18 protein-coding genes are annotated in these 18,899 nt (G+C 59.5%); 2 read left to right on the plus strand and 16 right to left on the minus strand.

The window, feature by feature from the left end; genetic code table 11:
- Positions 1-86: 86 nt before the first annotated feature.
- Positions 87-542 carry a PaaI family thioesterase gene (locus DCO48_RS02195; RefSeq protein WP_116548981.1) on the minus strand — a complete coding sequence of 152 codons (456 nt, stop codon included), beginning with the start codon at positions 540-542 and terminating at the stop codon, positions 87-89.
- Entirely contained in the window at positions 539-1,015 is a 477-nt protein-coding gene (locus DCO48_RS02200) for a PaaI family thioesterase (protein WP_116548982.1), read from the minus strand. Before DCO48_RS02200 ends, DCO48_RS02195 begins: the two co-directional genes overlap by 4 nt.
- Positions 1,016-1,172: 157 nt before the next feature.
- Between DCO48_RS02200 and DCO48_RS02205 the strand changes: the two genes are divergently transcribed.
- Complete coding sequence (locus tag DCO48_RS02205) at positions 1,173-1,460, plus strand: hypothetical protein (RefSeq protein ID WP_116548983.1); 288 nt, start codon at positions 1,173-1,175, stop codon at positions 1,458-1,460.
- Positions 1,461-1,564: 104 nt separating this feature from the next.
- Here the strand turns inward: DCO48_RS02205 and DCO48_RS02210 are convergent, their stop codons facing one another.
- The 11 genes from DCO48_RS02210 to sdhC all read right to left on the minus strand — a co-directional run bounded on the left by DCO48_RS02210 (position 1,565) and on the right by sdhC (position 15,535).
- On the minus strand, positions 1,565-2,305 hold the full coding sequence (locus tag DCO48_RS02210; RefSeq protein ID WP_116548984.1) for a DUF599 domain-containing protein: 741 nt from the start codon (positions 2,303-2,305) through the stop codon (positions 1,565-1,567).
- A 191-nt stretch (positions 2,306-2,496) separates the two neighbouring features.
- Positions 2,497-3,813, minus strand: coding sequence for a branched-chain amino acid transport system II carrier protein (gene brnQ, locus DCO48_RS02215; protein ID WP_116548985.1), 1,317 nt, complete (start codon positions 3,811-3,813; stop codon positions 2,497-2,499).
- Positions 3,814-4,198: 385 nt separating this feature from the next.
- On the minus strand, positions 4,199-5,083 hold the full coding sequence (sucD, locus tag DCO48_RS02220) for a succinate--CoA ligase subunit alpha (RefSeq protein ID WP_028945351.1): 885 nt from the start codon (positions 5,081-5,083) through the stop codon (positions 4,199-4,201).
- Positions 5,083-6,249 carry an ADP-forming succinate--CoA ligase subunit beta gene (gene sucC, locus DCO48_RS02225; protein ID WP_038613110.1) on the minus strand — a complete coding sequence of 389 codons (1,167 nt, stop codon included), beginning with the start codon at positions 6,247-6,249 and terminating at the stop codon, positions 5,083-5,085. The genes sucD and sucC overlap by 1 nt, the downstream gene beginning before the upstream one ends.
- Positions 6,250-6,427: 178 nt before the next feature.
- Positions 6,428-7,864 carry a dihydrolipoyl dehydrogenase gene (gene lpdA / locus DCO48_RS02230; protein ID WP_116548986.1) on the minus strand — a complete coding sequence of 479 codons (1,437 nt, stop codon included), beginning with the start codon at positions 7,862-7,864 and terminating at the stop codon, positions 6,428-6,430.
- Between the two features lie 92 nt (positions 7,865-7,956).
- Entirely contained in the window at positions 7,957-9,174 is a 1,218-nt protein-coding gene (gene odhB / locus DCO48_RS02235) for a 2-oxoglutarate dehydrogenase complex dihydrolipoyllysine-residue succinyltransferase (RefSeq protein ID WP_116548987.1), read from the minus strand.
- A 42-nt stretch (positions 9,175-9,216) separates the two neighbouring features.
- A complete protein-coding gene (locus tag DCO48_RS02240) occupies positions 9,217-12,048 on the minus strand; it encodes a 2-oxoglutarate dehydrogenase E1 component (RefSeq protein WP_116548988.1) in 2,832 nt (943 codons plus the stop codon).
- Between the two features lie 246 nt (positions 12,049-12,294).
- Positions 12,295-12,999 carry a succinate dehydrogenase iron-sulfur subunit gene (locus DCO48_RS02245; protein WP_116548989.1) on the minus strand — a complete coding sequence of 235 codons (705 nt, stop codon included), beginning with the start codon at positions 12,997-12,999 and terminating at the stop codon, positions 12,295-12,297.
- Between the two features lie 11 nt (positions 13,000-13,010).
- Positions 13,011-14,783 carry a succinate dehydrogenase flavoprotein subunit gene (sdhA, locus tag DCO48_RS02250; RefSeq protein WP_116548990.1) on the minus strand — a complete coding sequence of 591 codons (1,773 nt, stop codon included), beginning with the start codon at positions 14,781-14,783 and terminating at the stop codon, positions 13,011-13,013.
- 3 nt (positions 14,784-14,786) lie between these two features.
- Entirely contained in the window at positions 14,787-15,155 is a 369-nt protein-coding gene (sdhD, locus tag DCO48_RS02255) for a succinate dehydrogenase, hydrophobic membrane anchor protein (protein ID WP_009396297.1), read from the minus strand.
- Positions 15,149-15,535, minus strand: a complete 387-nt coding sequence (gene sdhC / locus DCO48_RS02260; protein WP_177410587.1) for a succinate dehydrogenase, cytochrome b556 subunit — start codon at positions 15,533-15,535, stop codon at positions 15,149-15,151. Before sdhC ends, sdhD begins: the two co-directional genes overlap by 7 nt.
- Before the next feature lie 351 nt (positions 15,536-15,886).
- On the opposite strand from sdhC, the gene gltA reads away from it, so the two are divergent.
- On the plus strand, positions 15,887-17,176 hold the full coding sequence (gene gltA / locus DCO48_RS02265; RefSeq protein ID WP_116548991.1) for a citrate synthase: 1,290 nt from the start codon (positions 15,887-15,889) through the stop codon (positions 17,174-17,176).
- A gap of 191 nt (positions 17,177-17,367) precedes the next feature.
- Here the strand turns inward: gltA and DCO48_RS02270 are convergent, their stop codons facing one another.
- From DCO48_RS02270 to DCO48_RS02280, 3 genes are all read right to left on the minus strand, one after another.
- Positions 17,368-17,973, minus strand: coding sequence for an START domain-containing protein (locus tag DCO48_RS02270; RefSeq protein ID WP_116548992.1), 606 nt, complete (start codon positions 17,971-17,973; stop codon positions 17,368-17,370).
- Between the two features lie 35 nt (positions 17,974-18,008).
- Entirely contained in the window at positions 18,009-18,263 is a 255-nt protein-coding gene (locus tag DCO48_RS02275) for a YkgJ family cysteine cluster protein (RefSeq protein WP_116549019.1), read from the minus strand.
- A 128-nt stretch (positions 18,264-18,391) separates the two neighbouring features.
- Positions 18,392-18,895, minus strand: coding sequence for a translation initiation factor 2 (locus DCO48_RS02280; protein WP_177410588.1), 504 nt, complete (start codon positions 18,893-18,895; stop codon positions 18,392-18,394).
- Positions 18,896-18,899: the final 4 nt, after the last annotated feature.

Here is an 18,899-nt window from a genome sequence, read left to right on the forward strand (position 1 = left end):
ATCTGTTGGCAGTGAGCCGCTTCGCCCGGCAATCGGCCGGGGCGATAACGACGGATGAACAGCAGATGGGGGCAGCTCAGGTCATTTCAAGGGGCCGACAACTCTTTGATCTTGAAGTGCGCCCGCGCGGTAGCGATCGGCTCGTCGGCGTCGGCCTGCCAGGCGGTGATGGCGACGTTGGTCACGCGGCGGCCCTGGCGGTACAGCTGACAGCGGGCGTAGGTGTCGCGGTAGAGCCCGGCACGCAGGTAGTCGATGGAAAAATCGATGATTTTCGGGATCGCCGCGCTCTCGCTGAATATCAGCAGGTACAGCGCCGCCGACAGCTCCATGAAACCGGCGATCACCCCACCGTGGATCGCCGGCAGCAAGGGGTTGCCGATGTTGTCCGGGTTGGCCGGCAGGCGGAACAGCAGGTCGTCGCCGTCGCGACTGCATTCGATGCCGATCAGCCCGGCATAGGGGATCAGTTGCAGCAGCGGCTGATAATTGCCTTCGGCATGGGCCTGGCGCAGTTGTGCATGCACGCTGGACGGAATCATTGTGCAGCCCCCTTCAGCCGCTGGGAAAAGTTAAAGCCGCCCTTGATGTCCTTGCCCAGGCGCATGTAGGTGCCGACTGCCTGGGCGATGGGCCGAGCCGGATCGTCCTGGTAAGCCGAGCCACGGATGAAGATCACGTCGCGGGTGACCCGAAAGCACTCGGCATGGCCGTAGACGTCGAGGTTGGCGACACTGCTGTGCAAGTAGTCGATACGCAGATCCAGCGTCGGACATACCTCGAAAGCCTCAAGCCCGCAGAGGATGGCCATGCCGCAGGTGGTGTCCATCAATGTGGTGATGGCACCGCCATGGATCGCACCATTTTGCGGGTTGCCGACGATTTGCGGCGAATAAGGCAATACCAGGGTCATGCCAGAGCGCTCGGCGTGCTCAACACGCATGTTTAATATCCGACAATGCGGCAGGGCAGATAAAAAGCGTTCGGCTTGTGCCTTCAGCGGTACTTCGTTCATGAGTGCGAGACCTTGGCAATTTTAGTTGGGCACTGCACAGACTTAGAAAAAAGTCTATATGGATCCGTTACTTATATATGTGTATGGTGCGCGGAACTAATTCAGGACGCTTGAACTCTTATGCTTCAAGTAGGTTATTCCACAAGGAGAAACACCCATGCGTAAAACGTTTGCTTATGCCGCCATGCTCGCCGCAGCTCTGGGCCTCGCCGCTTGTGACAAAGCCAGCGAAGACAAGGCTCAAGACGCGCAACAACACGCGGAGCAAGCCCAGCAGAAGATGGACGAAGCTCAGGATAAAATGAACGACGCCGCTAAAGAAAACGCCGAAGCCGCCAAAGACAGCGCCGAAGCGGAACAAAAGCGCGCTGAGGAAGCTGCCCCTGCTGCTCCTGCTACCGCTCCAGAAGCTGCACCTGCTGCACCGGCCGAACCTGCCAAGTAAGCAGTCCAGCTGGAATAAAAAAAACCCGACATTGTCGGGTTTTTTTATTTAGGCCGGCAGTTGCCGAAAGGTCGCACTGATGAACACGTAGCCGAAAGGAATGCTCATCCGAGCGGTTCCTTGCTCGGCTCCGGCGATGACGCCTCTGTCGGGGTATAGACCATCACGTCGAGCACGTCGGAATGAAACTCGCGGCGGTACAGCACCAGCACCACACCGGTACTCATCAACATGAACAGCCAGGGGCTGATGAACCAGCTGAGCATGGCCATACCGAAATAATACGAGCGCAGGCCGAAGTTGAACTGGTTGGCCGCCAGTGAAATAACGCGCGCCGCCCGCAAGGCAAAGCCTTTGCGTTCCTGTTCGCTGACCTGGCGCTCACCGATCATCGGCGCCGAGCCGACCAGCACGGCGGCAAAGTTGTACTGGCGCATGCACCAGCTGAACGTGAAGAAGGCGTAGACGAACACGGTGGCCAGGCACAGCAGCTTGATCTCCGACATGCCTTGCGACGCCTGCTGAACCAGCGGCAGGTCGGCAAGCAGCGACAGCGCGCGATCCGACGAACCGAGCACGGTGAGGATACCGGCGAGGATAATCAGGGTGCTGGAGGCGAAGAACGAGGCGTTACGCTCCAGGTTGCCGATTACGCTGGCGTCGGCAATGCGGTTGTCGCGCAACAGCATGCGGCGCATCCAGTCTTCCCGGTACAGGTGCAGCACGCTGGCCAGGCAGGCGGTATCGCGGCCCTTCCAGGTGGCATAACGGGTGTAACCGCCCCAGCAGACGACGAACCAGCAGGCGGCAAGCAGATTGATCAGATTGTTTTGAATAAAGCTCATGGACGGTCCCGATCGGAGGTGGGCCTGCACAGTAAAGTGCATTGACCGGCTTTCGACGCTGGCGGTTTGAAAAAGACACGTCCGGCCTGCAGAAACGAAAAAGCCCCGCTTCGTTAACGAATACGGGGCTTTACAGGTGTTACCAGGACCGGCTATTGCGGCTTGTGGCCCAAGCCGGCCCGGGCAGCACCTCAGGCAGTGGCTTCGCGGCTCTTGCCGAGTACCACGCGGTCGAAGAAGGCAGCAACGGCCAACACCACGACCGACGGCACCAGCCAGGCGAGACCCTGCTCGCTCAGCGGCAGATGTGCCATCCACGCCGGCATCCAGGCGTCCAGACCGGCGCCCTTGAGCGCATCGATCACGCCGAACAGCAGCGACACCGCCATCACTGGCGCCAGGATACGCGCCTGCGAGTTCCACAGCTCTTTGCAGAAGCTCAGGGCCACCAGCACGATGCACGGCGGGTAGATTGCGGTGAGCACCGGAATCGAGAACTGGATCAACTTGGTCAGGCCGAGGTTCGACACCACCAGCGAGAACACCGCCAACAGCACCACCAGCACACGGTACGACAGCGGCAGGATCTGACTGAAGTACTCGGCGCAAGCGCAAGTCAGGCCAACCGCCGTCACCAGGCACGCCAGGGCAATCAACACCGCCAGGAAGCCACTACCCAACGAACCGAAGGTGTGCTGGACGTAAGCGTGCAGCACCGCAGCGCCGTTGGTTGCGCCCATGGCGATGTCATGGCTGCCGGCCCCCAGGCGGAACAGGCTGATGTACACCAGCGCCAGGCCGACACCGGCGATCAGGCCGGCAATGATGGCGTAACGGGTGATCAACTGCGGCGAGTCGACACCGCGCGAGCGGATGGCGTTGACGATGACGATACCGAACACCAGGGCACCGAGAGTGTCCATGGTCAGGTAGCCGTTGATGAAGCCTTGCGAGAACGGCGCGGCAACGTAGGCCGGCTGTGCTTCACCGATGGTCCCGGCGGGCAGCCAGAAGGCAGCGATCGCGAGTGCGGCCAGGGCGATGATCTTCAGCGGGGCGAGGAAGCGGCCGACGGTGTCGAGCAGCTTGCCTGGGTACATGGACACGGCCAATACCACGGCGAAGTACACCAGGCTATAGATGAACAACGCCAACGGGCTTTCACCGGTTAGCGGTGCCACCCCCACCTCGAACGACACGGTCGCGGTACGCGGCGTGGCGAACAGCGGGCCGACCGAGAGGTACGCTGCGGCAGCCAGCAGGCCACCGGCAACCTTGCCGATCGGGCTGCTCAGCGCATCCATGCCGCCACCGACCTTGGCCAGAGCGACAACGGTAACGACCGGCAGACCCACTGCGGTGATCAGGAAGCCAAGGGCCGCCATCCAGACATGCGGACCGGACTGCAGACCAACGATAGGCGGGAAGATGATATTGCCAGCACCGACGAACAACGCGAACGTCATAAAACCAAGCGCCAGGATGTCCTGGCCTTTCAACACTTTCATTTAAGGAAATACCACACTTCTGAATTCGGGATTTAGAGAGGGATTTCCCCTTGGATGAGGGAAATGCTGTCTACCTGGATTAAGCAGACCCGTTAAGCGTGTCGCTCCCTTTTGGGGGGCAGGCACAAAATGAGTGCATAGGGTAACGAAATTGGCAGGGAAACGCACTGTTGCAGGGGTGCTTGTCCGATGAGCGAATATCTATGTCGCCTGAGTGACCGACATTTGCTGATTCGATACACCGCCCTGCCCTGCCCCCCACACAGAGACTGACTGCCGTATAGGCCCGGCTTCACAAAGGCCGGCATGAAAATGCGCAAGGCAGAACGCACAAAGGCCACCCGAAGGTGGCCTTTGTGGCTAAAAAGCGAAGGTCAGCCGCAGCTTACTTCTTCACTTCCCAGCCAGTCAGCTCGGCCAGGGCCTTGCCGATGTCTGCCAGCGAACGCACGGTTTTAACGCCTGCGTCTTGCAGAGCAGCGAATTTCTCGTCTGCAGTGCCTTTGCCGCCAGAGATGATGGCGCCAGCATGGCCCATGCGCTTGCCCGCTGGGGCAGTCACACCGGCGATGTAGGAAACCACTGGCTTGGTCACGTGTGCCTTGATGTAGGCAGCCGCTTCTTCTTCAGCCGAACCGCCGATCTCACCGATCATGACGATCGCTTCGGTCTTCGGGTCTTCCTGGAACAGCTTCAGGATGTCGATAAAGTTCGAGCCTGGGATCGGGTCACCACCGATACCGACGCAGGTGGACTGACCGAAACCGGCGTCAGTGGTCTGCTTGACCGCTTCGTAGGTCAGGGTGCCGGAACGCGAAACGATACCAACCTTGCCTGGCAAGTGGATGTGACCTGGCATGATGCCGATCTTGCACTCGCCCGGCGTGATCACGCCTGGGCAGTTAGGGCCGATCAGGGTCACACCCAGCTCGTCGCACTTGACCTTGGCATCCAGCATGTCCAGGGTAGGAATGCCTTCGGTGATGCAGACGATCAGCTTGATGCCGCCGAATGCCGCTTCCAGGATCGAGTCCTTGCAGAACGGCGCCGGAACGTAGATAACCGAAGCGTCAGCACCGGTCGCCGCAACGGCTTCCTTGACGGTGTTGAACACAGGCAGGCCCAGGTGAGTGGTGCCGCCTTTGCCCGGGGTCACGCCGCCAACCATTTTGGTGCCGTAGGCAATGGCTTGTTCGGAGTGGAAAGTACCTTGCGAGCCGGTGAAGCCCTGGCAGATGACTTTGGTGTCTTTATTGATCAGGACGCTCATTACTTGCCCTCCGCAGCTTTGACAACTTGTTGAGCAGCGTCGGTCAGGCTGGTTGCCGCAATGATGTTCAAACCGCTTTCTGCCAGTACTTTAGCGCCCAGTTCAGCGTTGTTGCCTTCCAGACGAACAACAACCGGCACCTTAACGCCAACTTCTTTCACTGCACCGATGATGCCTTCGGCAATCATGTCGCAACGAACGATGCCGCCGAAGATGTTGACCAGTACCGCCGCGACATTGCTGTCGGACAGGATGATCTTGAAGGCTTCGGTAACGCGTTCTTTGGTAGCACCACCACCTACGTCGAGGAAGTTGGCTGGCTTGCCGCCGTGCAGGTTGACGATGTCCATGGTACCCATGGCCAGACCGGCACCGTTGACCATGCAGCCGATGTTGCCTTCCAGGGCCACGTAGTTCAGCTCGAAGCTGGCAGCGTGGGCTTCACGAGGGTCGTCCTGCGACGGGTCGTGGAAGGTTTTCAGCTTAGGCTGACGGTACATGGCGTTTGCGTCGATGTTGATTTTCGCATCGAGGCAGTGCAGGTCGCCGTCGGCCTTGATGACCAGCGGGTTTACTTCCAGCAGGGCCAGGTCGTGTTCTTTGAACAGCTTGGCCAGGCCGACGAAAATCTTGGCGAACTGTGCAACTTGCTTGCCTTCCAGACCCAGCTGGAACGCCAGTTCACGACCCTGGAATGGCTGCGCGCCAACCAGTGGATCGATAGTAGCCTTGATGATCTTCTCAGGAGTGTCGTGAGCGACTTTCTCGATGTCCACGCCACCTTCGGTGGAGGCCATGAACACGATGCGACGGCTCGAACGGTCGACTACAGCGCCCAGGTACAGCTCTTTGGCGATGTCAGTGCAGGATTCGACCAGGATCTTGGTCACTGGCTGACCATTGGCGTCGGTCTGATAGGTAACCAGACGCTTGCCAAGCCATTGTGCAGCGAACGCCTTGGCGTCTTCTTTGCTGCGAACCAGCTTGACGCCGCCCGCTTTACCGCGACCACCGGCGTGGACCTGGGCTTTTACAACCCATTCGGTGCCGCCGATTTTTTCGCAGGCTTCTGCGGCAGCTTCAGGGGTGTCGACTGCGAAACCCTTGGAAACTGGCAGGCCGTATTCAGCGAACAGCTGCTTACCCTGATACTCGTGAAGATTCATGCTTTTTACCGTCTTCGTTAGGTACTGCGCTTCGGCGCTGCGCTCTGTACGAGAGCCGCGCCACCTGTGACCGCTTACCCGCGGGGTTATCCCCGTCAGGCTTGAGTCCGGCGGAGTTTCCGCGGTGAGTCATGCACGCAAGACTCACGACGGGCCGTCCGCCGTGGTTTCTTATTGTTTAACGCTTTTTACGGTTGGCAACGTGAATGGCACCGCCATTCACAGCCAGTGCGGCTTCATGCAGCGCTTCGGACAGGGTTGGATGGGAGAAGACCATCATGCCCAGATCTTCGGCGCTGGAGCCGAATTCCATTGCGATTGCACCCTGCTGCACCAGTTCGGCGGCGCTTGGGCCAATCACGTGAACACCCAGGACGCGGTCGGTCTTGGCATCGGCGATAACCTTGACGAAACCACCGGTGTCGTTGGCCGCCATCGCACGGCCGCTGGCCGCGAACGGGAAGGTGCCCACGTTAACCTCAACGCCTTCGGCCTTCAAGGTCTGTTCGGTTTTACCGACCCATGCGATTTCCGGGTGGGTGTAGATAACCGATGGGATCAGGTCGTAGTTCATCTGGGCTTTGTGGCCCTTGATGCGCTCGACAACCATGATGCCCTCTTCCGAGGCCTTGTGCGCCAGCATCATGCCGCGAACCACGTCACCGATGGCGTAGACGCCCGGAACGCTGGTAGCGCAATGATCGTCGACGAAGATGAAGCCACGCTCGTCGATGGTCACGCCGCTGTCGGCAGCCAGCAGATCGGTGGTCACCGGACGACGACCGACCGCAACGATCAGCTTGTCGAAGGTGATTTTCTGTTCGCCATTGGCGTCGGTGTAGGTCACTTCAACTTCGTTGCCGTTGACCTTGGAACCGGTGACGCGAGCGCCCAGCTTAATGTCCAGACCTTGCTTGGTCAGGGTTTTCAGCGCTTCCTTGGAGACAGCGGTGTCGGCTGCCATCAGGAAGGTGTCCAGTGCTTCCAGAACGGTGACTTCGGCGCCCAGGCGAGCCCAGACCGAACCCAGTTCCAGACCGATCACGCCGGCACCGATCACGCCCAGGCGCTTAGGTACGGCCTGGAACTCCAGGGCGCCGGTGGAGTCGACGATGACATTCTGGTCGACCGGAGCGGGTGGAATGTCGATCGGACGCGAGCCGGAAGCCAGGATCACGTTCTCGGCTTCGATGACTTCGGTGGTGCCGTCAGCCTTGGTGACTTCGACTTTCTTGCCCGCCAGCAGCTTGCCGTGGCCCTGGATCGAAGTAACGCCGTTGGCCTTGAACAGGGTGGCAACACCGCCGGTCAGGTTCTTGACGATGCCAGCCTTGCGGCCAACCATCGCGGCGACGTCCATTTTGATTTCGCCAGTGGAGATGCCGTGGACGTTGAAGCTTTCTTTGGCTTCCTTGTATTTCCAGGAGCTGTCCAGCAGCGCCTTGGAAGGAATGCAGCCAACGTTCAGGCAGGTACCGCCGAGGGCCAGTTTGCCCTCGCCGTCAGTGTATTTCTCGATACAGGCAGTCTTCAGACCAAGTTGCGCAGCCTTGATAGCAGCTACGTAGCCGCCAGGACCTGCGCCAATCACTACCACGTCGAATTTCTGGGTCATAAAAGATTCCTTTTAGCTTCAAGCCACAAGCTACAAGCTGCAAGACGGCCCGCTTCAACTTGAAGCTTGCCGCTTGCAGCTTGTAACTGTTTTTAGATGTCCAGCAGCAGACGAGCCGGGTCTTCCAGCAGGTTCTTGATGGTCACCAGGAAGGTCACAGCCTCTTTACCGTCGATCAGGCGGTGATCATAGGACAGCGCCAGGTACATCATCGGGCGGATGACGACCTGACCATTGATCGCCATCGGACGCTGGATGATGTTGTGCATACCCAGGATCGCGGCCTGTGGTGGGTTGACGATCGGGGTCGACATCATCGAACCGAAAGTACCACCGTTGGTGATGGTGAAGGTACCGCCAGTCATCTCTTCGATGGACAGCTTGCCATCACGGGCCTTCTTGCCGAAGGTGGCGATGCCGTTCTCGATTTCAGCCAGGCTCATCAGCTCGGCGTTACGCAGCACTGGCACAACCAGGCCACGGTCGCTGGAGACGGCAACGCCGACGTCCGAGTAGCCGTGGTAGACGATGTCGGAACCATCGATCGACGCGTTGACTGCCGGGAAACGCTTCAGCGCTTCGGTAGCGGCCTTGACGAAGAACGACATGAAGCCAAGGCGCACGCCGTTGTGGGTCTTCTCGAACAGGTCCTTGTACTTCGAACGCAGGGCCATGACTTCGGTCATGTCGACTTCGTTGAAGGTGGTCAGCATCGCCATGTTCGACTGTGCTTCGACCAGACGCTCGGCAACCTTGGCCCGCAGGCGGGTCATCGGTACGCGCTTCTCGGTGCGGTCGCCAGCGGCGGCAACAACCGGAGCAGCAGCGGCAGGCTTGGCAGCCGCGGCGGCAGCCGGGGCAGACTTCTTGGCAGCAACGGCAGCCACGACGTCTTCCTTGGTCACACGACCGCCCTTGCCGGTGCCGGCAACGCTGGCCAGGTCGATACCGTTCTCTTCAGCCAGCTTGCGCGCAGCCGGAGCAGCGATCGGGTCATCTTCGCCAGCGTCGGCAGCAGCGGCCGGAGCAGCAGCTGGTGCAGCAGCGGCAGCCGGAGCGGCAGCAGCAGCGCCGCCCGCTTCGATCGAACCGAGGACTTCGTCGGACAGAACGGTGTCGCCTTCGTTCTTGACGATTGCGCCCAGCACGCCGTCGGCGGTGGCCAGTACTTCGAGGACAACCTTATCGGTTTCGATGTCGACGATCAGGTCGTCACGCTTGACGGCTTCGCCCGGTTTCTTGTGCCAGGTGGCAACGGTGCCATCGGCAACCGATTCCGGGAAAGTAGGGGCTTTGATCTCGATAGCCATTATCAGTGGTTCCTTAAATTCGGTTTCTGGTGCGCGATGGCATTAAACAGTGAAAGCATCTTGCAGCAGTTTTTCCTGCTGCTCGGCGTGCATCGAAGCGTAACCACAGGCTGGTGCAGCCGACGCGTCACGACCGGCGTACTCGAGGACCAGGTCCTTGTTGTGACGGCTCAGGATGCGACGCATGTGGTGCTGACTGCTGTACCAGGCGCCCTGGTTCATCGGCTCTTCCTGGCACCACACCACATCTTTGAGCTGGGTGTATGGCGCGAGGATTTCGACCAGATCGTCCTCAGGGAACGGATACAGTTGCTCGATACGCACGATAGCGATGTCTTCACGACCTTCGGCACGGCGTTTTTCCAGCAGATCGTAGTAGACCTTGCCGCTGCACAGTACCAGGCGAGTGACCTTGGCCGGATCGAGGCTGTCGATTTCCGGGATCACCGTCTGGAACGAGCCTTCGGCCAGATCTTCCAGGGTCGAGATGGCCAGCTTGTGGCGCAGCAGCGACTTAGGCGTCAGTACGATCAGCGGCTTACGCAGCGGACGGATGACCTGACGACGCAGCAGGTGGTAGATCTGAGCCGGCGTGGTCGGTACGCAAACCTGGACGTTGTGCTCGGCGCACAGCTGCAGGTAACGCTCCAGACGTGCCGAAGAGTGCTCAGGCCCCTGCCCTTCATAACCGTGTGGCAGCAGCATGGTCAGACCGCACAGACGGCCCCACTTGTGCTCACCGCTGGTGATGAACTGGTCGACAACCACTTGTGCACCGTTGGCGAAGTCGCCGAACTGGGCTTCCCAGATCACCAGCGCATTTGGCTGGGTGGTCGAGTAACCGTATTCGAACGCCAGTACCGCTTCTTCGGACAGGAACGAATCGTACAGGTCGAAACGTGGCTGGCCCTTGAAGAGGTTCTGCAACGGAATGTAAGTGCTGGCGTCCTTCTGGTTGTGCAGTACCGCATGGCGGTGCGAGAAGGTGCCACGACCGATGTCCTGGCCGGTCATGCGGATCGGGTGACCTTCGAACGCCAGGGTCGCGTAGGCCATGGTTTCGGCATAGCCCCAGTTGATCGGCAAGCCACCGGCCTGCATCTTCTGGCGGTCTTCGTAGATCTTCGAGACCTGACGCTGCACGACGAAGCCTTCCGGCAGTTCCAGCAGCTTGGCCGACAGTTCCTGCAGGGTCTTCAGATCGAAACGAGTGTCGTGACGCGCGGTCCAGGCGTGACCCAGGTATGGACGCCAGTCGACGAACAGCTCTTTGTTCGGCTCTTTGACCAGGCTCTTGACAACATGCAGGCCGTTGTCCAGCGCGTTGCGGTACTCGTCGACCTTGGCCTGGACGCGTTCGGCGTCAAGACGACCCGCCTGGGTCAGGGCTTCGGCGTACAGCTCGCGGGTGGTGCGCTGCTTGCTGATCTGCTGGTACATCAGCGGCTGGGTGCCGTTCGGCTCATCAGCCTCGTTGTGGCCGCGACGACGGTAGCAGACCAGGTCGATAACCACGTCACGCTTGAACTGCATGCGGTAGTCGACGGCCAGCTGGGTCACGAACAACACGGCTTCCGGATCGTCACCGTTAACGTGCAGGATCGGCGCCTGGATCATCTTGGCGACATCGGTGCAGTACTCGGTGGAACGCGAGTCCAGCGGGTTGCTGATGGTGAAACCAACCTGGTTGTTGATCACGATGTGCACAGTACCGCCGGTTTTGAAACCGCGGGTCTGCGACATCTGGAAGGTTTCCATGACCACACCCTGACCTGCGAAGGCAGCGTCACCGTGGATGGAGATCGGCAGCACCTTGTCGCCAACGCTATCGTTGCGACGATCCTGACGGGCACGCACCGAACCTTCTACCACTGGCGAGACAATTTCCAGGTGCGAAGGGTTGAACGCCATGGCCAGGTGAACTTCGCCACCGGCAGTCATCACGTTGGACGAGAAGCCCTGGTGATATTTAACGTCACCGGAGCCCAGCTCGACCTTCTTCTTGCCTTCGAACTCGTCGAACAGGTCGCGCGGGTTCTTGCCGAAGGTGTTGACCAGAACGTTCAGACGGCCACGGTGGGCCATGCCGATGACAACTTCCTTGGTACCGTAGGAACCGGAACGCTGAATCAGCTCGTCCAGCATCGGAATCAGGCTCTCGCCGCCTTCCAGGCCGAAACGCTTGGTGCCCGGGTATTTGGTCCCCAGGTACTTTTCCAGGCCTTCTGCAGCGGTTACGCGCTCAAGCAGGTGGCTCTGGATATCCGCAGAGAAAGCTGGGCGCCCACGAACGCTCTCCAGACGCTGCTGGAACCAGCTGCGCTGCTCGGAGTCGACGATGTGGGTGAACTCGGCGCCAATGGTGCGGCAATATGTCTGCTGCAAAGCGTCGAAGATTTCGCGTAGGCTCGCTTCCTCTTTGCCGATGAACAGGTCGCCGGCACGGAAGGTCGTATCAAGATCGGCATTGGTCAAGCCGTAATGATTGATCGACAGGTCTACTGGCGCAGGGCGCTGCCACAACCCCAAGGGGTCGAGCTTCGCGGCTTGGTGGCCGCGCATACGGTAGGCCTGGATCAGTCGCAGCACTTCAACCTGCTTCTTCTCGTGTTCACTGCTCACGCTCCCGGCGGAAACCGGTTGGGCGCGGCGCTGGTTCTTCGCCAGCAGTACGAAATGGTCGCGGATTGTAGAGTGCGATACATCGGTAGCAGTGCTGCCTTCGGCGGGCAACTTCTGGAAGTAAGTGCGCCACTCTTCTGGCACAGCGTTAGGGTCGTGCAGGTAGAGCTCGTAGAGCTCTTCCACATAGGCAGCGTTACCACCTGAAAGGTGGGCGCTGTTCCACATGCGCTGCATCACGCTTTCTTGCATGCTTGGTCACCCTCGGTTCGGGGCCTCGATCGGCAAGAACCACAGCAAGCCTGGGTTGAGTCCGTATGCAGCGACTGAACCAAAGCCACCTAGTTTCCCGCTGATGTACCGGGTACCAGCCCGGATGCCCCTGCTGGTCTCATATCTTCATAGGTAAAAGCTCGGGCTTTTGGCCCTCGCTCGGGTTTCACCTCGGTGCGGGCAAGGGCCCGCACCTTGGTGTACTGCAGTTACAACACGTTTGAATCAGGTGCCGCTTTGCAGCAGCATGTTACGTACGTGACCGATTGCCTTGGTCGGGTTCAGACCTTTCGGGCAAACGTTTACGCAGTTCATGATCCCGCGGCAGCGGAATACGCTGAACGGGTCATCCAGGGACGCCAGGCGCTCCTGAGTTTTGGTGTCGCGGCTGTCTGCCAGGAAGCGGTACGCTTGCAGCAGTGCAGCTGGGCCCAGGAACTTGTCCGGGTTCCACCAGAACGAAGGGCAGGACGTCGAGCAGCAAGCGCACAGGATGCACTCGTACAGACCGTCCAGCTTCTCACGCTCTTCCGGCGACTGCAGACGCTCGATGGCCGGAGCCGGCGTGTCGTTCTGCAGGAATGGTTTCACCTTCTCGTACTGCTTGTAGAAGATGCTCATATCGACAACCAGGTCACGGATAACTGGCAGGCCCGGCAGCGGACGCACAACCAGTTTGTTACCTTTTACGACGGAGGACAGCGGCGTGATGCACGCCAGACCGTTCTTGCCGTTGATATTCATGCCGTCGGAACCGCAAACGCCTTCACGGCAGGAGCGACGATAGGAGAAACCTTCGTCCTGCTCCTTGATCAGTGCCAGAACATCCAGGACCATCAGGTCTTTGCCACCGGTATCGACCTGGAACACCTGGGTTTTAGGCGCCGAGTCGGTATCCGGGTTGTAACGATAAACTTCGACTTGCAACATAGCGGCCACCCTTAGTAAGTCCGGACTTTTGGTTCGAACGCTGGTACGGTCTTCGGCGCGAAGTTGACTGCGCGCTTGGCAACCCGCTTCTCACCTGGGAAGTACAGGGTGTGGCACAGCCAGTTTTCGTCGTCGCGGTCTTCGAAGTCTTCACGGGCGTGAGCACCGCGGGACTCTTTACGAACTTCGGCAGCGATTGCGGTCGCTTCAGCAACTTCCAGCAGGTTCTGCAGCTCCAGCGCTTCGATACGCGCGGTGTTGAAGGCCTGGGACTTGTCGTTGATCTTGACGTTGGCAATCCGCTCGCGCAGTTCAGCCAGTTGCGCGATACCTTTCTGCATGTATTCGCCGGTACGGAATACACCGAAGTAGTTCTGCATGCAGCTTTGCAGCTCGCGACGCAGAGTGGCCACGTCTTCGCCTTCGGTACGCTCGTTGAGCTTGTTCAGGCGGTTCAGGGCAACTTCGATATCGGTGTCGCTGGCGTCGCGGTATTCGATACCGTCGGTCAGCGCTTTTTCCAGGTGCAGGCCGGCAGCACGGCCGAACACCACCAGGTCGAGCAGCGAGTTGCCGCCCAGACGGTTGGCACCGTGAACCGATACGCACGCCACTTCACCTACCGCGAACAGACCCGGGATGACGTGGTCGACGCCTTCGGCGTCCTGGGTGATGGCCTGGCCATGAATGTTGGTGGCAACGCCGCCCATCATGTAGTGGCAGGTTGGAACGACCGGCACCGGCGCGACCACTGGGTCGACGTGGGCGAAGGTCTTGGACAGCTCACAGATACCTGGCAGGCGGCTGTGCAGCACTTCCTCGCCGAGGTGGTCGAGCTTGAGCATCACGTGGTCGCCATTCGGGCCACAGCCGTTGCCGGCGATGATCTCTTTAACCATGGAACGGGCCACAACGTCACGACCGGCAAGGTCTTTGGCGTTAGGCGCGTAACGTTCCATGAAACGCTCGCCGTGCTTGTTGATCAGGTAGCCGCCTTCACCGCGGCAACCTTCGGTGACCAGTACACCAGCGCCGGCAATACCGGTCGGATGGAACTGCCACATTTCGATGTCCTGTACCGGTACGCCTGCACGCAGGGCCATACCGACGCCGTCACCGGTGTTGATCAGGGCGTTGGTGGTGGAGGCGTAGATACGACCTGCACCGCCAGTGGCCAGAACGGTAGCCTTGGAACGGATGTACTGGGTTTCGCCGGTTTCGATGCAGATTGCGATCACGCCGACAAACGCGCCGTCCTGGTTCTTCACCAGGTCAACAGCGTAGTACTCGTTCAGGAAGGTGGTGCCTGCTTTCAGGTTGCCCTGGTACAGGGTGTGCAGCAGCGCGTGACCGGTACGGTCGGACGCTGCGCAGGTACGGGCAGCCTGACCGCCTTTACCGAAGTCCTTGGACTGACCACCGAACGGACGCTGATAGATACGGCCAGTCTCGGTACGCGAGAACGGCAGACCCATGTGGTCCAGCTCGAAGACCGCCGCCGGGCCTTCCTGACACATGTATTCGATAGCGTCCTGGTCACCGATGTAGTCGGAACCCTTGACGGTATCGTACATGTGCCAGCGCCAGTCATCGTTCGGGTCGGCCGAAGCGATGGCGCAGGTGATGCCACCCTGGGCCGATACAGTGTGCGAGCGAGTCGGGAAGACTTTGGTGATCACCGCAGTCTTGTGACCGCCCTGGGCCAGTTGCAGCGCAGCGCGCATGCCGGCACCGCCGCCGCCAACAATGATGGCGTCGAAAGAAATCGTTGGAATGATAGCCATGAATCAGATACCCCAGAGAATCTGCACACCCCAGACGAAGTACGCGAACATCGCGACACCACATACCGCCTGGAACAGGAAGCGAATTGCAGTCGCCGACTTGCCGAACGCCATTGGCGTCAGGTAGTCGGTGGCGATGGTCCACATGCCGACCCAGGCGTGAGCGCCCAGGGCAACGAGTGCCAGCAGACTGAAGATACGCATCGCGTTATTGGAGAACAGGGCGTGCCACTGGGCATACTCGATGCCAGGGTGCGCCACCAGGTAGCCGATCAGGAAAATGAAGTAAGCCGCGAGAACGACCGCAGAAACGCGCTGCGCCATCCAGTCATAGAGGCCCGAACGCGAGAGGTTCGTGACATTGGTTACCATATCCAAACTCCTGCCAGAACGATCACCACCACGGAGATGACGATGACAATTTTCGAGCCCAGTTTGCCGCCTTCCAGCGTCTCACCGATGCCCATGTCCATGATCAGATGGCGCACACCGGCCACCAGGTGATACAGCAAGGCGGACAGCAGGCCCCAAATCACAAGCTTGGCCAGCGGACTGGTCAGACACGCCTTCACCTCTCCAAAGCCTTCTTCCGAACCCAGGGATTTGCCCAATGCATAAAGCATGATGGCCAGGCCCAGAAACAGAATAACGCCGGAGATGCGGTGGAGAATGGACGTGTAAGCGGTGATCGGGAGTTTGATGGTCCTTAGGTCTAGGTTTACAGGTCGTTGGCTTTTCACGGCTTTTTTCACACTGAAGAGCCCCTAGCAAGCAGGGCAAAGTTGTTGGTAAGTGTACTGGTCAGGTACCCACCACCCAGGGAGCGGCGACCCCCAGCAAAACGGGCCTTAAAGCCCCTGGCGGTCGGGTGCCGAGTATAGACAGTTAGGCTACTAATGACAACGTGAAGGCCTAGCCCAAATAGCGCATTGCCTTTACCGGATAAAAGGCGTAAACGGGCGACAATTTCGAGGAAAAACCAGCCTTCAAGCCCTTTACAACCGTGCTTTAGGCAAATTGACATTCGAATTTATCTCACTATAGTGGTGCGGGCCCTGCGTGGGGGGTCTGTCTGATGATTTCAAGCATTAATAGGAGGCCACATGGCTGACAAAAAAGCGCAGTTGGTCATCGAGGGCGCAGCCCCCGTCGAGCTGCCCATTTTAACCGGCACCGTTGGTCCCGATGTTATCGACGTTAGAGGGTTGGGGGCCACGGGTCACTTCACTTTCGACCCCGGTTTCATGGCGACCGCATCGTGCGAGTCGAAGATCACCTACATTGACGGCGACAAGGGCATCCTGCTGCATCGCGGCTACCCTATCGAGCAACTCGCCGAGCAATCCGACTACCTCGAGACCTGCTACCTGCTGCTCAACGGCGAACTGCCGAATGCCGAGCAGAAGGCCCAGTTCGTCAGCACCGTGAAGAACCACACCATGGTGCACGAGCAGTTGAAGTCGTTCTTCAACGGCTTCCGCCGCGACGCTCACCCGATGGCCGTGATGTGCGGCGTGGTGGGCGCCCTGTCGGCGTTCTACCATGACTCGCTGGACATCAATAACCCGCAACACCGCGAAATCTCCGCGGTGCGCCTGGTCGCCAAGATGCCGACCCTGGCAGCGATGGTGTACAAGTACTCCATGGGCCAGCCGATGATGTATCCGCGCAACGACCTGTCGTACGCGGAGAACTTCCTGCACATGATGTTCAACACCCCGTGCGAGATCAAACCGATCAGCCCGGTATTGGCCAAGGCCATGGACCGGATCTTCATCCTCCACGCCGACCACGAACAGAACGCCTCGACGTCCACCGTGCGCCTGGCAGGCTCTTCGGGTGCCAACCCGTTCGCCTGTATCGCTGCCGGCATCGCTGCACTCTGGGGCCCGGCTCACGGCGGCGCCAACGAAGCCGTGCTGACCATGCTCGATGAAATCGGCGATGTTTCGAACATCGACACGTTCATCGCCAAGGCCAAGGACAAGAACGACCCGTTCAAGCTGATGGGCTTCGGTCACCGCGTTTACAAAAACCGCGACCCGCGCGCCACCGTGATGAAGCAGACCTGCGACGAAGTCCTGCGCGAGCTGGGCATCACCAACGACCCGCAGCTGGAACTGGCCATGCGCCTGGAAGAGATCGCCCTGACCGATCCGTACTTCATCGAGCGCTCGCTGTACCCGAACGTCGACTTCTACTCGGGGATCATCCTCAAGGCGATCGGCATTCCAACCAGCATGTTCACCGTGATCTTCGCCCTGGCGCGGACTGTCGGCTGGATCTCGCACTGGAAAGAAATGCTCTCCAGCCCGTACAAGATTGGCCGTCCACGCCAGCTGTACACCGGTTACGAGTCGCGCGACATCGTCAAACTGGAAGACCGCAAGTAAGCACTGCCCCGCTCCGCTGAAAACGAAAAAAGGCTGCCTTCGGGCAGCCTTTTTTGTTGGCGTGTCAAACCAGCTTTTACGCCAACCCTGTGGGCGCCGGCCTCGCCGGCAATGGCGCCATCACCCTATCACCAGCAAGACCACGCCCTACAGGGGTACAGCAGAGAATCTACTGGAGCAAAAGCCAACTGTTATGGCTTCTCAGCCTTCTCACGCAGCGCTTTCAGTGTGTTGAACGGTGCATCGACCACAAATTTGTTTGCAATCATGGACGGCACGCTGCCGCCTGGCTCGGTGTGCACCTGATACGTCACCTCGGTGCCGCCATCCTTGGGCACCAGCTTCCAGAAGCCGTTGACACTGGCAACCCGCACAAAGCCATTTTCTTCAGGGAGGTACGTTGGCTCCCCCTTCAGCTCGCGGGTAAGGCTGCCGTCAGCGCCTTGCGAGGTGGTGACATGAATGATCGAATCTCGCGGTTTCACCGGCCACGGCGTATTGAACTGGGTGTAAGTCCAGCTTTGGTTGCCTTCGGTCTTCAGCAGTTTTTGCGCTTTGCACTCGTGAATCCAGGCACAGGCACCGACCACGTCTTCCTGCAAGGCACGCACCTTGGCCAACGGCGCCTTGATGAACGTCACCCCGCGATAGGCCTTGTAATCGGAGCCCGACTGCTCGGCCAACGACACCTTGATACCGTCCTGGTTCTTCTTCTCGACCCATTCTTCAGCCTGTGCCACCGAGACCAGTGCCACCGAAAAACCCACCATCAGTGCAACATGCTTAAACGATCCCATCGTGTTTTTTTCCTTGTTGTCGAAGATCTATCCAATCAAGCCGCAGTCACTTGCTCCAGCCAACCGATGATCCTGATCGCCTCGTCGCGATCCGTACCGCACACCTCCACATCCGCCTTGAAGCCACCGCAAACGGCCGGCCGCTCGGGCCTGCCAAACAAACCGCAAAGATTGACCACGGAAAGGTGCAGGCAGCGCTCCCCGGCCGGCTTGCCATTGGGCATACCCGGTATTGGTGAGCTGATGGAGGGAGCAATGCAGCAGGCGCCACAGCCTTCACGGCAGTTCATGACGTCGGAAACCTCAGATAACAAGTGATGCATGAACAAGGATAGTAACCGCTAAAACAGTCGTTTGAAATTGCCGGCAGGAGGAAAGTTCCCACCGGTACAAATGACTGCCCGGTCGCAGAACAGGGCTACTGTTTGAACTCGAACTCGATGGCCGCGCCTTCGATATCCTGCTGGCGCGCCTCGTTGCGCAGCTGCAGCTGCATTTCATTGCTGAGCAGGCGGCCGTTGAGCTGGAACGGGCTTTGTGTCGCCGGCTTCTCACCGAACAGGGCCGGCAGCAATGGCTTGCGCACCTGCGCTTCGATCTGGCTGGACGGCTGCAGCTCCTTGACCATGTCGGGCGGCAAGCTCAGGTCGAGCTTGACCTTGGGCATAGGCGCGGCAATCACGTCCGCCGTTTTGCGCTTTTGTGACTTGCTCGGCCCCTTGCTGCTAGCAGCAGCCTTGTTCCGCGGCGCCGGTTTGGCAGCAGGCTTGGCTGCCGCGCGAACCGGCTTTTTCACAGCAGCCGGCGCAGGCTGGGTCTTGCTCGCAGACGTCGGCGACTCGGCCGCCGGCGCCAACGGCGCCAACACGGACCCAGCCGCCAGGCACAGCAACAGCACGCCAGTACAACGCAACACTTTCATAGGC

The organism is Pseudomonas sp. SDI, assembly GCF_003105155.1.
Classification (GTDB): domain Bacteria; phylum Pseudomonadota; class Gammaproteobacteria; order Pseudomonadales; family Pseudomonadaceae; genus Aquipseudomonas.

Bases quoted from the DNA above. Each gene is read 5' to 3' on its own strand.
- brnQ (WP_116548985.1), bottom strand. From the start codon at position 3,813: ATGAAAGTGTTGAAAGGCCAGGACATCCTGGCGCTTGGTTTTATGACG.
- sdhA (WP_116548990.1), bottom strand. From the start codon at position 14,783: ATGGCTATCATTCCAACGATTTCTTTCGACGCCATCATTGTTGGCGGC.
- sucC (WP_038613110.1), bottom strand. From the start codon at position 6,249: ATGAATCTTCACGAGTATCAGGGTAAGCAGCTGTTCGCTGAATACGGC.
- DCO48_RS02240 (WP_116548988.1), bottom strand. From the start codon at position 12,048: ATGCAAGAAAGCGTGATGCAGCGCATGTGGAACAGCGCCCACCTTTCA.
- DCO48_RS02245 (WP_116548989.1), bottom strand. From the start codon at position 12,999: ATGTTGCAAGTCGAAGTTTATCGTTACAACCCGGATACCGACTCGGCG.
- DCO48_RS02210 (WP_116548984.1), bottom strand. From the start codon at position 2,305: ATGAGCTTTATTCAAAACAATCTGATCAATCTGCTTGCCGCCTGCTGG.
- DCO48_RS02275 (WP_116549019.1), bottom strand. From the start codon at position 18,263: ATGAACTGCCGTGAAGGCTGTGGCGCCTGCTGCATTGCTCCCTCCATC.
- gltA (WP_116548991.1), top strand. From the start codon at position 15,887: ATGGCTGACAAAAAAGCGCAGTTGGTCATCGAGGGCGCAGCCCCCGTC.
- DCO48_RS02200 (WP_116548982.1), bottom strand. From the start codon at position 1,015: ATGAACGAAGTACCGCTGAAGGCACAAGCCGAACGCTTTTTATCTGCC.
- sucD (WP_028945351.1), bottom strand. From the start codon at position 5,083: ATGAGCGTCCTGATCAATAAAGACACCAAAGTCATCTGCCAGGGCTTC.
- odhB (WP_116548987.1), bottom strand. From the start codon at position 9,174: ATGGCTATCGAGATCAAAGCCCCTACTTTCCCGGAATCGGTTGCCGAT.
- sdhD (WP_009396297.1), bottom strand. From the start codon at position 15,155: ATGGTAACCAATGTCACGAACCTCTCGCGTTCGGGCCTCTATGACTGG.
- DCO48_RS02270 (WP_116548992.1), bottom strand. From the start codon at position 17,973: ATGGGATCGTTTAAGCATGTTGCACTGATGGTGGGTTTTTCGGTGGCA.
- lpdA (WP_116548986.1), bottom strand. From the start codon at position 7,864: ATGACCCAGAAATTCGACGTGGTAGTGATTGGCGCAGGTCCTGGCGGC.
- DCO48_RS02280 (WP_177410588.1), bottom strand. From the start codon at position 18,895: ATGAAAGTGTTGCGTTGTACTGGCGTGCTGTTGCTGTGCCTGGCGGCT.
- DCO48_RS02195 (WP_116548981.1), bottom strand. From the start codon at position 542: ATGATTCCGTCCAGCGTGCATGCACAACTGCGCCAGGCCCATGCCGAA.
- DCO48_RS02205 (WP_116548983.1), top strand. From the start codon at position 1,173: ATGCGTAAAACGTTTGCTTATGCCGCCATGCTCGCCGCAGCTCTGGGC.